Here is a 12,857-nt window from a genome sequence, read left to right on the forward strand (position 1 = left end):
CGGCTGTACAACTCGGCAAAGGCCAGGGTATCGTCCTGCTGCAGGCGTGCCAGCAGCTGAATGTCCATGTATGTTGCGTACCTATGAATAACGGATGGTTGATTTTTCCAAAAATACACTTTTCACCAAAATCCGTGTGAAGCTTCTGTAAAATGGAATAGTCCTTTTTTTATCCGGGTCAGTCTTATCTAATATATTCCATCGCTCGTTGATATCATTTACCAACCATTTTCACCGGGTTTTCCCCAAAAACGGCTCTCCGGAGCCGTTTCTTTCCGCTTTGCATCACCACGGGCTGTGTCTGCAGCAGGCCGTGACAGCGCAGCTTAAAATACAAGATGGAATAATTATATATTTTTGCAGCATGCTGATAATATGATCGCTAAATAGCTTTCCATACATGAATGATAACTGGCAATTAAAATTGTACAATGATATTGAGCTGTATTTGCGGAAGATAAAGGTAGATGCTGAAATTGTACAGGATATCAGGCAGGACGTTTTTTTAAAAGCGCATCAATACATTGATACACTGAAGAGTGAGGAAAAGCTGCTATCCTGGCTAAGGGTAATTGTATATAACACTGTCATCGATCATTACCGGAAAAAGGATAAAAATTTTCAGTTACCAGATCAAAATGAAGAGGAATATAATGAAGGCAATGTTTATTTGCTAAAGTGTATCTCCTTACTGATAAAAACATTACCGGATGAACAGAAGGAGGTGATGGAAGCCATTGAATTAAATGGGATCAGTCAAACGCAATTCGCAAAAATGCACAATTTGCCATTGAGTACCGTTAAATCAAGGGTACAAAGGGCAAAGAAGAAGATAAACGATACGGTGAAAAATAGCTGTTTCCTGAGGTTAGACAAATATGGGAACGTGACGGACTATGTGCCGCCGAAAGAAATAATGTAAATGATGCGTCTTTTTCCTGGTATGTACGTCTATTGGACATACATAAAATATGAAAAAGATGCTTTTGATCATTTTTGTTGCTGTAGCAACGCTATTGGTGTGTTTGTTTTTTTATACCTACAGATGGAACCTGATCCATCCTAACCACTCCGGCGCCCTCCATATAGATGGCTATGAACGCTCCTTCATTTATCATGTTCCCAAAAATGTACAACCGAATCCGAAACTGATCATTGCTTATCATGGCTCCGGCTTGAAGCCGTTCTTGATGCAGATATTCACTGGCCATGAGTTTGATCTGCTGGCAGATCATTCCGGGGAAGCGATCATCGTGTATCCCCAGGGATATCGTGGCAACTGGAACGATTGCAGAAAAAAGGCCCCTGTTCCTGCGAAGAAATTAAATATAGATGACGTGAAATTTACAGAGCAGCTGATAGGCTATTTCAAAAGAGCATATCAGGTTGACAAAGTGTATGGCGTAGGTTATTCCAATGGAGGAACCATGGTATTCCGGCTTGCGGCGGAAAGACCGGATCTGTTTACGGCATTTGCTACCATCAGCGCTAACCTGCCCACCGATGATAATAATTTAAATCCGGCCGTAAAAACACCCGTTTCCATCATATCGATTTTTGGCAGGAAAGATCCAATTGTTCCATTTGAAGGAGGCAGGATTGTTTTAGATGGACATGATTGGGGAACGGTAAAGAGCGCAACGGAAACGGTTGCCTTCTGGAAGCAGGTAAACCAGGGGGAGCTGGCTGGCGAGGAAAAAACAGGACCGGTGACCAGAAAAACGTATTACTCGCAAACTACCCGAAAGAAACTGTTGTATATCGGTATTGATGACGGTGGGCATACTATTCCAAACAGGCGTTTTAGAATACCAATAAAAAAGCTGGGGCCGATGAGTGGAGAGGTGGATGCTCCTGCAGAGATCTGGGAATTTTTTAAGAGTATTGACTAATGTCCTATCAAAGCCCCAAACCTGGATCTGGTAATTGTCACCGGTCATCCAGGCTGGTCAGCAAAAACGCTCTGGCAGGGTCTTAAATCCTTTAAATTCAAACACATTAAACCGTGATTGAGATACATAATGGAAGATTTTAAGAGAGACCTTTGCTTTAAATAAAAAGCAAAATTATGAGTGATCAAAAAGTGTGGTTTATAACCGGAGCATCTAAAGGGATGGGACTCGAAGTTGCTAAAAAAGTACTGGCGGGCGGAGATAAGGTGATTGCAACTTCCCGGGATTTAGAAGAACTGGCAGAAAGCATTGGCAAAGCATCAAAGAACTTTTTGCCGCTGCAAATAGATATTACTAATGAAGAGGATGTGAAAACCGCTGTTGAAAAAGGCATTGAAGTATTTGGAAGGATCGATGTTGTTTTAAATAATGCAGGATACTACCTGGTAGGCAGCATAGAAGAAATTAGCGACGCGGAATTCCGTAAGACGGTAGATGTGAATGTGTTCGGAATGGCAAATGTTATCCGTAATGTGGCCCCCTATTTACGTGCGCAACGATCAGGGCACATCATAAATATTTCTTCCAGTATGGGGTATATTGGTTATGCCAATACAGGAAGTTATAATGCCTCTAAATTTGCAGTGATTGGCCTTTCAGAAGCATTGGCACAAGAATTAAAACCTTTTGGGATAAATGTAACGGTGATCGCGCCTGGAATGTTCCGCACCAATTTTATGAGTGACAAAACCCTGGCAGTTGCCTCGAAATTGATTAAAGAATACCATGTAACTGAGCATGTGAAAATGTTACGCAGCTTTAATGGAAACCAGCCGGGCGACCCAAAGAAATTAGCGAATGTACTTTATGACATTTCGCGTTTACCCGATCCTCCGGTTCACTTGCCTTTAGGTACGGATAGCTATCAGTCAATTATTGAACAGCGTAAAAAAGAAGCGGTCGAATTGGAGCAATGGAAGGATCTATCGCTTTCAACAGATTATGATAATCTTAATTTTAAATTATGAAGAAAAAAGTTTCCGCACCTCACTTAATTAGATCAGTTTCAGAACTGCATTTCTTTTTTGCGCTGCCTAAGCCAGACCATCCGCTGGTAAGCATTATTGATTTTGAGTTGCTAAGCTTTAAGCATAGTGATGTGTGGAAACATTTTACCAATGATTTTTACTGCATCACCATAAAGAAAGGCAGCAATGGGAACCTGAAATACGGCCAAATGGATTATGACTTTACGGAGGGCATGATGACCTTTACAAAACCCGGCCAGGTATTTTCGGTCACTGCTGCAACTGATAATCCTGTAAAGGGATATATGCTGGTATTTAAGCCGGAAATAATAGGTCCTTACCCTTTAGCAAAGAATATCAGCAATTATGGCTTTTTTTCATATGCGCTTACAGAGGCATTGCATCTTTCAGAAAAAGAAGCTGAAATAATTTCCTCGTTATTAAAGCAGATGCAGGATGAATTAAAAAACAACATCGACCATTACAGCCAGGATCTTATTGTGTCTCATATTGAACTGCTATTGAATTATGCTAACCGCTTTTACGGCCGCCAGTTCCTTACCAGGAAAGCTATCAATAATGATCTGCTTTCACAGTTAGAGCAACTGCTTGACCAATATTTTAACACCGGGATATCCCTTGATAAAGGCCTGCCCGGCGTTCAGTTTATTGCAGAGCAACTACATTTATCGCCTAATTATTTAAGCGATCTACTACGGAGCACTACCGGGCTCAGTGCCCAGCAATATATTCAGCAGCATATAATGGAAAAAGCAAAGCAGCTGCTCGCCGGCTCAACGATGACCGTAAGTGAAATAGCTTATCATTTGGGTTTCAGGTATTCTCAATCGTTTAGTAAAGTATTTAAAAAGAACACAAATCAAACTCCGTTAGAGTTCAGGCAGTCATTTAATTGAGCCGGAAGAAATTGCTAATCTTGCAGTTTATCTCTCAAGTCGCTATCACTTGTAACAAACGGAGCAAACATACGGGCCGATAGCGGCGTATTAAGGGTTTAATCTGGTCCCCTCCCTTGCCACAGCACCTATGTTCAGGTGCCTGTAGCAAAATTTTCGTAAAATTACACTGTTAAACCCGGTGTTGATTATATTCTTTATTATCATGGGAGTACAGGCATTACCGTACAGTAATCTGATTGAAATCGACAGGCATTCTTCCGTTCCCATTTTTAAGCAGGTGGCGAACGGTATTATCTCTTTGATAAAAAGCGGGAAAATAAAATCCGGATATCAATTGCCAGCCAGTCGGGATATGGCGTCAATGCTGAAAATTAACCGTACTACGGTGGTATCGGCCTACGACGACCTCCAGCTTGAGGGATGGCTGGATGTTATAAAAAGAAAGGGAAATTTTGTTGCCCAGCAGCTCCCGGTGATAAATCCCAAGCCTTTGGGGCCTGTTGCACCGGATGGGCCAAATTTGCAGGAGGATGGAACTTTCTACAAGCAGATTGCCTCACGGCAGTCTTCCAAAAGATTACTGAGCCCTCATCAATTGATGATTAATGATGGTTATCCTGATTCGAGGCTCGCACCGTTGGATTCGATTTATGACCGATACAAGTTCCTATCTAAAAGAGTTCACCTCCATAGCAGGCTTTTGAATGATAGTGCTGCCGGAAGTATGTCATTGAGAACAGAACTAGCCATTTTTCTTGCTAAAACCAGGGCACTCAATATCGAACCCCGGCATGTGCTGGTTACCCATGGTGCGCAACTGGCAATTTTCATAGCGGCAAGCATGATCCTGCGGCCTGGCAGTACGGTCATCGTCGGAGACTTAAATTATGTTCTTGCCGATAAGCTTTTTGAGCAGATGGGAGCAAAATTGATCAGGGTAAAAGTTGATGAAAATGGGATTGATGTTGATGAAATCGAGAATATCTGCAAAAAGTCGCCACCCGATCTTCTATACATTATTCCTCATCACCACCACCCCACAACCGTTACCCTCAGTAAAGAAAGAAGGATTCAGCTTTTGGAGATCATTCGGCAATATCGCCTTCCGGTTATTGAGGACGATTATGATTATGACTTTCATTATGAAAATTCTCCGATATTACCTCTGGCAAGCGCAAACCATGACGGCTATGTGATTTATATTGGTTCTATCTCGAAGACATTAGCACCTACAATCAGGCTGGGATATTTAATTGCAGGGGACGATTTCATATGGCAGGCTTCCATGTTCAAACGGCTGGTAGAGATCCGTGGTGATGTATTGTTTGAAGAATCCGTAGCGCATCTTTTTAATACGGGGGAGATGCAGAGGCATTTACGGAAGTCAGTGAAGCTCTATAAAGAACGACGGGATGTTTTCTGCGACCTGCTGAATTCCTGCGTGGGAGACATTAGTCATTTTACCAAGCCGAATGGCGGTATGGCTGTTTGGGCAACGTTTGCCCCGGAGTATTCAATACCTCACCTTGCCAGGCGGTTAGCTGAAAAAGATATTTACATGAATGATGGTAGCTTATATAAATATAAAGATGATGTCAATGGAATAAGGCTAGGATTCGCTTCCCTGGATACAGATGAAATGCAAAAGTTTTTCGGGGCACTGAAGGAGTCCAGATGAGCAGCAGGGGTGAAGATTACCCCGCTGCTTTTACTGGCCGGCCTGTCAGGTTTATGATGACTTTTTCCAATCATCGAATCTAATCTCTCCCGGGTAAAAATCTCCTGCAGGAACCAACAATGATCTTGGGATCACAAAGGACATATATATGTCCTCCTCATTAGATACGACTACTTTATCTTCACGCTTTTCTTCCAGATACTTTTTCACAAATTCATTCATCGGCCCGCGATCGGGACCCGCTATCTCTACTATCCCGTTTTTGGGTTTCTCCAAAGCAAATTTAACAATATAGCTTACGACATCGGCGGCTGCGATAGGTTGATAGTCAAGCGTTGAAACATGTACCTCTTTCCCTTCGCTCTGAACAGCGATTATAGTCGAAATATGTTCATGAAATTGTGTTGAACGAATGATGGTATAAGGAATACCAGATTCCGCAATAGCATCTTCCTGCTGCTTTTTGGCCTGCAAATAACCTATATGTTGAGCCAGGGGTGTTCCAACAATGGAAAGTATCAGGTGGTGCTTAACGTTGGCAATCTTCTCTGCAGCTACCAGATTTTTACCCGCGGTACGGAAAAAATTTAAGGCTGTTTCTCCATCTGGTGATTTGGAGTTAGACAAGTCAATTACTATATCCGTTTCCGCCAGGGCTTCTTCAAGGCCCTCCCCTGTTAAGATATTAACACCCCTCGACGCCGCTCCAACAATAACCTCATTACCAGCGCTCTCCAATTTTTTACATACTTCTTTCCCGATGAGGCCCGTTCCTCCAATTACTAAAATCTTCATGATTGAAATATTTAATGAATACCTAAATAGAACCTATCAGCCTTCCGGATTGCCAGGTTCTACATCGTTACGCAGGCTGCTGTTCATGCCGCATAAACAGACTGTAATACACTGACAATCTGAAGGGTACCTAAATTCAATACAAAGTAATGGATTAAATAAACGGACATGGCCATCCAGGATTCATTTTCATGACAGTCCAGAAGCTGTCATGGCATGGGAAGAAGAGGGCTCTAATTTTACTTTACAAGGTCAGTATAAGCTTACCGATAAAATTGCGTACACCAGCAATATTATCTACATCATAAACATCCGATTGCTAGTTGTTTGATCTGAAAAGTATGAAGAATCATTAAGCTGGTTTATTAAGATAAACATCTGTAATAAGCAACCTGCCAATAAAAACAAAAACAGCTACCAGGTTTATGATAGCTGTTTTTGTGTCTCCCGGATGGGTAAAATGGGATTTTTGTCCTTGGTGGAGCTGGCGGGAATCGAACCCGCGTCCAAACATATCCTCCAAAAGCTTTCTACATGCTTATTTCTGCATTGGGTTGTCGGAACGTGGCAGGAGCAGAACTAACCAACCCCGTTCGTATCCGTTTAGATTTTCATTACACACTCACAGAAACCATGTGTACCTATCCCTCTATGGTTTGATTCGGCGGCGGGAGTCGTAGTGGGCAGCAACTCCGGCGGCTATAATGGGTGCGCTAATTTAATTAGGCAGCCATGGCGTAGTTAGATTCGCCAATTAAAGTTTGGGTATTCAGATTAACGTGCTAATTATCCAACGCACGGCATGCTTACACTTTCAAAGACCTATGCTGTCAAAACCAGGCAGCCCCAGTTTTTTTACTAGCCTACAAAGATACGGAATAATTAATTACGAATTGCGTTCCTGAGTATTCCCCTGAACTAATAACCACAATACTTATTGCAAAAAGCCTGCACTCAATGCGCTGTCAGGTATTCCTAAAAACCTACCGACCACAATAATTACCACCCAAAGGCTTCACATCAATACACTTCCAGGTACTCCAACCCCCACTCCCAAATATCCCCACAAAAAAAAGTCCTGCATTCTCATGCAGGACCTTTCAAATATCCTTAACTCAATTCGTAACCTATGAAAACCACTTACTAAATATATTCCTCCACAGGTCCAGCCCGTTCGCATACAGCAGCAATCCAAACAACAGCACCATACCCACGATCTGCGCATACTCCAGGAACTTCTCACTGGGCTTACGGCCGGTAATGATCTCGTACAGCAGGAACAGTACATGTCCGCCATCCAGCGCCGGGATAGGCAGAATGTTCATAAATGCCAGGATGATGGATAACAGCGCCGTCATTTCCCAGAACGACATCCAGTCCCACTCACCGGGGAACAGGTTACCAATGGTCAGGAAACCGCCCAGTGATTCGCTGGCCTTTACTTCCTTGGAAACAAAGATCAGCCTTAGCTGCTGAACGTATTTTACCAGGGTATTAATACATTTATTAAAACCAGCCGGTATGGCCTCAAAGAAGGTGTATTTTTTTGTGTTCAGCGCAAAGAACTTAGACAGGTCAGCATCAATGTACACACCCAGTATGCCCGTATCCGGCACTTTCACATTCACCTGCAGGGTATCGGTACCGCGCAGTACACCTATTTGCACCGTCTGGTTCTTGTATTTCTGCAGCCGGGTCTTAAAATCACTCAGGTAGGTGGCAGGTTCCCCGTTGAAGGAGATCATCTTATCCCCTTTCTTTAACCCGGCCTTTTCACCAGCCGATTCTTTACTGAAATAACCCACATAATAAGGAACCCGTGGCACGGCAAAAGGCGATTTCTGTTTGATCATCTGCCGGATGAAACCCGGAGGGATGGCCACATTCAGCTCCTGCCCGTCACGTTCTACCTGTATGCTCTTGGCCTCATGCAAAATGATCTCTGCCGGTATAGCCTGGAAGTTCTCTACTTTGCGGTTATCAATGCTCAGGATCTTATCACCATCACGCAGGCCAATGCTTTGCGCCAGCGAATCCACTGATACCCCGTATTTTACATTTTGTGTAGGCAGGTAGGTTTCACCCCAGTACCACAACATCATGGCATAGATCAAAAAGCCCAGGATCAGGTTCACCGTTACACCGCCTATCATAATGATCAGCCTTTGCCAGGCTGGTTTAGAGCGGAATTCCCAGGGTTGCGGCTCTTTCATCAGCTGGTCGCGGTCCATGCTCTCATCGATCATACCGGAAATTTTCACGTAACCACCCAATGGCAGCCAGCCTATACCGTATTCTGTTTCACCTTTTTTGAATTTGAACAGGGAAAACCAGGGGTCAAAGAACAGGTAGAATTTTTCCACCTTTGTTTTGAATAGCTTGGCCGGGATAAAGTGCCCTAACTCATGCAATACTACCAGGATAGAGAGCGACAGGATCAGCTGCCCGGCTTTCACTAATATTTCTTGTGTTGTCATGTAGTTTAAATCTCCGCTTAAAATAAGATTATTTATTATTTGTGATTTTAGATTTACGATTTTAGATTGGAATAGCGCGGTTCACTACATATATATAAATCTAAAATCGTAAATCATTATATCTAAGATCAGATCACGATGGCATTGATCAGCGAAGCGGCATGTTCGCGGGCGGCCGTATCGCTTTCATAATAATCGTGTAAGGTGGGTACTTGAATATGTGGCACCTTTACCAGCGTTTCCTCAATAACTTCCGTCATTTGCAGAAAACCGATCCGGTTGCGTAAAAATGCATGTACTACCTCTTCGTTGGCCGCATTCATGATACAGGCTGCGTTACCGCCTTTACGTAATGCTTCAATGGCAATGGCAAGGTTACGGAAAGTTTTGGTATCCGGCTGCTCAAATGTGAGCGAAGGGTAATTTTTAAAGGAAAAACGGGGAAAATCATTTGCCAGCCGCTCGGGGTACCCCATGGCATACTGTATGGGCAGCTTCATGTCCGGTAAGCCCATCTGCGCTTTCATGGAACCATCCACAAACTGCACCATCGAATGAATGATGGATTGCGGGTGTACCACTACTTCTATCTGGTCGGGCTGCAGGCCAAATAACCAGCGGGCTTCTATCATTTCCAGCCCTTTATTCATCAGGGTGGCCGAATCAATGGTTATTTTGGCGCCCATGCTCCAGTTTGGATGCTGCAGCGCATGATCCTTTTTTACATTAATAAGGAAGTTGGGCTTCTTACCCAGGAAAGGCCCGCCGGATGCGGTGAGGATCACCTTTTCCACCTTGTTCGCCTCCTCGCCCTGCAGGCATTGGAAAATGGCGGCATGCTCAGAATCTACAGGTATTACCGGCACATTCTTTTTACGGGCAGCAGCCATCACAATATCACCTGCTACTACCAGGGTTTCCTTATTGGCCAATGCTACGGGCGTGCCGCTTTCAATGGCAGATAAGGTAGGCGCCAGGCCGGCAAATCCCATAATGGCGGCCAGCACCATATCTATGCTATCCCATGCCGCTACCTCTACCATGGCGCGGGTACCGGCAAATACCTTTATCCCTTTATCAAACAGTACACTCTTTACCTGCTCATACTGAGTTTCATCTGCGATCACCACAGCATTGGGCCTGAATTTCAGGGCCTGCTCTATCAGCAGGTCGGCATTCTGGCGGGCGGTCAGCACCTCTGCCCGGAACTTGTCGGGGTGTGCTGCTATTACGTCTAATGCCTGTATACCAATGGAGCCTGTGGAACCTAGAATGGCTATGTTCTTTTTACTCATTTTACAATAATATCAATTATCACTGATCCAAGATTGCGTTGGAAATGTTAAAAATCTTCAATCCACTGTCATTGAAGGTATTGCATCAGTTGTTCTGCTAATATTCTGTCATTGCTTAAACGGGGTACCTTGTTCTGGCCGCCCAGCTTGCCGATGGATTTCATATAATCTATGAATCCCTGCCGGCGTACAGGCCTTATCTTCAGGGGTTGCAATATATTACCGGTTAAAAGGTCATCGTAATAGATGTTCTTCTGTCGTAAGTTCTCATCCACCCTGGCAGCAAAGGTAGCCAAATCAGCCGGCATGGTCTCAAATTCTACAAACCACTCGTGGTACGGCAGCTCTCCATTGGTTTGCACCATAGGCGCCACGGTAAATTCCGTGATGCGCACCTGCTCTTCCCCCGCAGCTTTCATCAGGCTGTGCTCCACTTCCTCCCCGATCACATGCTCTCCAAAGGCAGAAATAAAATGTTTAATACGCCCTGTTACCACAATACGGTAAGGGTTCAGGGATACAAATTTCACCGTATCGCCTATATTATATCCCCACAAACCCGCATTGCTGTTAATAATTAAGGCATAGTTCACGCCCAGCTCTACTTCTTTTAAAGATAAACGGGTGGGATTTTCATTAAAGATCTCCTGCGCCGGCACAAACTCAAAGAAGATCCCGGAGTTAGTGTTCAGCAGCAGCCCTTCCCCTCCCTGCACATCCTGGAAAGCTATAAAGCCTTCAGAGGCCGGGAATGTTTCAATAGTATGAATAGGCCGGCCAATGGATTCCATTAGCTTGGCACGGTAAGGTTCAAAGTTTACGCCGCCATACACCAGCAGGTCCAGGTTCTTGAACAGCTCTCCTACCGGCTTGCCGCTGCGGGCTATCAGGCGGTCGAAATACATTTGTACCCACGGGGGTATGCCGCTGATGAGCGTCATGTCCTGGTTGATGGTTTCCTCCACGATCTGATCCAGCTTGGTTTCCCAGTCTTCAATACAATTCGTTTCGTAAGAGGGGAGCTGGTTGGTGCGCAGGTAGCGGGGCACATGGTGGTTCACGATACCGCTGAGGCGCCCGGTAGGTACCCCGGCAATACGTTCCAGCTCAGGGGAGCCGGACAGGAAGATCATTTTACCATCGGCAAAAGAGGAATTACCGGTTTCAGACATATAATACAGCAGGGCATTCCGTGCAGTGTCTATATGATTGGAAATGGATTCTTTGCTGATGGGTATATATTTAATACCGCTGGTGGTGCCGGAGGTTTTAGCCAGGTAAATAGGCTGCCCTTTCCAGAGCACATGATGCCGGCCCTCTTTTATTTTATTGATATATGGTTTAAACTGCTCATAGTCCCGGATGGGCACCGCAGCCTTAAACTCATTATAGGTATGGATGGCATCAAAATTATGCTCTTTCCCAAAATCCGTATTCCTGCCTGTTTTTACCAAATCCTCCAGGATGGCATCCTGGTCTTCTACTGCCCGTTGCATTTCCTTCCTGATCTTGCTGCTCACAATGGAAGCAAATGGTTTGGCCAGCAGTGACTTAAACTTCATGCCCTTTAGTTTAGAATGGTTGAAATGACAAAAGTATAAAAATTGTGATGCTTTGCACGGCAAGTTAACGGTTTTTGATTAGAGTAGTCCATGGTCCATGGTCCATAGTCCACTGCCTGCTGCAAGTATAAAAAACTTCAAAATCCAGGTAATTGCCTATCCCCGTATACTGCCCTCCTTGAAGGATGCAGTGGACCATGGACCATGGACTCTAATGGCGCCACTTATAAAACGAACTACGCCAGGGACCATCGACTATGGACCATGGACCCATATAAATAAATCTAAAATTGAAATAACTACGTATCTTTGAAAAGAATAAGCTCTTTCTCATTTGGGGTCATTAGCTTATATGTGGCAATTTGCTTTTAATTTAGAAATACTAAATAAAGCAGAAAAGTTTGTCAATTAAAAAACAAGTAGTACTTTTGCAGGAAATTATTTTTGGCTAATTATGTTTGCAGTTGTAAAAATCGCGGGTCAGCAATTCAAAGTACAAAAAGACCAGGAGATCTTTGTACAGCAGTTAACAGGTAATATCGGCGACAAAGTCGAGTTCTCTGATGTACTGCTGACAGATAACGCTGGCACGCTGACAATAGGTACTGATGTAAAATCAGTGGTTAAAGCAGAGATCCTGGGTCATGTTCAGGGTGATAAGGTAATAGCTTTCAAAATGAAGAGAAGAAAAGGCTTCAGAAAGAAAGTTGGTCACCGTACTCACTTTACTAAGATCAAGATCAGCGACATTGCTTAATTTTTTAAAAGTTAAAATTCTAAAATAGAATGGCACACAAAAAAGGTGAAGGCAGCGTAAAGAACGGCCGCGATTCCCAGAGCAAAAGACTGGGCGTTAAGATTTTCGGTGGACAAGCTGCTGTAGCCGGTAACATAATTATCCGCCAGAGAGGTACCGTATACCATCCTGGTCAAAATGTAGGAGTTGGTAAAGATTTCACCATTTTTGCCACCAGCGACGGTGTAGTTGAGTTCCGTAAAGGACGTGAGAACAGAACCTACGTTTCCGTTAAAGCACTTGACGCCACCGCATAAGCGAAAGCTGTTGCGGTGTTTGCCATAAAGTTTTTTTTTAATACCCAATTATCATTTACTAACCCAAATTCAAAAAACAATGGCAACAATTAAAAAAGCTGCTAAAAAAGCAGCGCCTAAGAAAAAAGCTGCTGCTAAGAAAGCTGCTCCTAAAAAG

Annotated in this window: 11 protein-coding genes and 1 other RNA gene; 7 read left to right on the forward strand and 5 right to left on the reverse strand. The window is 43.8% G+C overall.

The annotated features are described in order from the left end of the window. The first annotated feature begins 400 nt into the window (after positions 1-400). From VIM72_RS01515 to VIM72_RS01535, 5 genes are all read left to right on the forward strand, one after another. Entirely contained in the window at positions 401-922 is a 522-nt protein-coding gene (locus VIM72_RS01515; RefSeq protein WP_332001107.1) for a sigma-70 family RNA polymerase sigma factor, read from the forward strand. Between the two features lie 58 nt (positions 923-980). After that, positions 981-1,892 carry an alpha/beta hydrolase family esterase gene (locus tag VIM72_RS01520; RefSeq protein ID WP_332001108.1) on the forward strand — a complete coding sequence of 304 codons (912 nt, stop codon included), beginning with the start codon at positions 981-983 and terminating at the stop codon, positions 1,890-1,892. A 176-nt stretch (positions 1,893-2,068) separates the two neighbouring features. Then, a complete protein-coding gene (locus VIM72_RS01525) occupies positions 2,069-2,920 on the forward strand; it encodes an SDR family NAD(P)-dependent oxidoreductase (RefSeq protein WP_332001109.1) in 852 nt (283 codons plus the stop codon). After that, entirely contained in the window at positions 2,917-3,837 is a 921-nt protein-coding gene (locus tag VIM72_RS01530) for an AraC family transcriptional regulator (protein WP_332001110.1), read from the forward strand. Before VIM72_RS01525 ends, VIM72_RS01530 begins: the two co-directional genes overlap by 4 nt. A gap of 205 nt (positions 3,838-4,042) precedes the next feature. Further along, a complete protein-coding gene (locus VIM72_RS01535; protein ID WP_332001111.1) occupies positions 4,043-5,518 on the forward strand; it encodes a PLP-dependent aminotransferase family protein in 1,476 nt (491 codons plus the stop codon). A gap of 51 nt (positions 5,519-5,569) precedes the next feature. On the opposite strand, the gene VIM72_RS01540 is transcribed toward VIM72_RS01535, so the two are convergent. The 5 genes from VIM72_RS01540 to VIM72_RS01560 form a co-directional block, all read right to left on the reverse strand. Next, entirely contained in the window at positions 5,570-6,313 is a 744-nt protein-coding gene (locus VIM72_RS01540; protein WP_332001112.1) for an SDR family oxidoreductase, read from the reverse strand. A 476-nt stretch (positions 6,314-6,789) separates the two neighbouring features. After that, positions 6,790-7,161: a transfer-messenger RNA gene (gene ssrA, locus VIM72_RS01545) on the reverse strand. 279 nt (positions 7,162-7,440) lie between these two features. Continuing rightward, positions 7,441-8,790: an RIP metalloprotease RseP gene (rseP, locus tag VIM72_RS01550; RefSeq protein WP_332001113.1), complete on the reverse strand. Its 1,350-nt coding sequence runs from the start codon at positions 8,788-8,790 to the stop codon at positions 7,441-7,443. 128 nt (positions 8,791-8,918) lie between these two features. After that, a complete protein-coding gene (locus VIM72_RS01555) occupies positions 8,919-10,085 on the reverse strand; it encodes a 1-deoxy-D-xylulose-5-phosphate reductoisomerase (RefSeq protein ID WP_332001114.1) in 1,167 nt (388 codons plus the stop codon). Positions 10,086-10,153: 68 nt separating this feature from the next. Continuing rightward, complete coding sequence (locus VIM72_RS01560; protein ID WP_332001115.1) at positions 10,154-11,647, reverse strand: GH3 auxin-responsive promoter family protein; 1,494 nt, start codon at positions 11,645-11,647, stop codon at positions 10,154-10,156. A gap of 454 nt (positions 11,648-12,101) precedes the next feature. Between VIM72_RS01560 and rplU the strand changes: the two genes are divergently transcribed. Further along, the gene (gene rplU, locus VIM72_RS01565) at positions 12,102-12,404 is read left to right on the forward strand and encodes a 50S ribosomal protein L21 (RefSeq protein WP_089913399.1); all 303 of its coding nucleotides are present in this window, start codon (positions 12,102-12,104) and stop codon (positions 12,402-12,404) included. Between the two features lie 29 nt (positions 12,405-12,433). Next, on the forward strand, positions 12,434-12,700 hold the full coding sequence (gene rpmA, locus VIM72_RS01570) for a 50S ribosomal protein L27 (protein WP_332001116.1): 267 nt from the start codon (positions 12,434-12,436) through the stop codon (positions 12,698-12,700). The last annotated feature ends 157 nt before the right edge of the window (positions 12,701-12,857 follow it).

It is taken from the genome of Chitinophaga sp., assembly GCF_036569185.1.
GTDB lineage: Bacteria > Bacteroidota > Bacteroidia > Chitinophagales > Chitinophagaceae > Chitinophaga.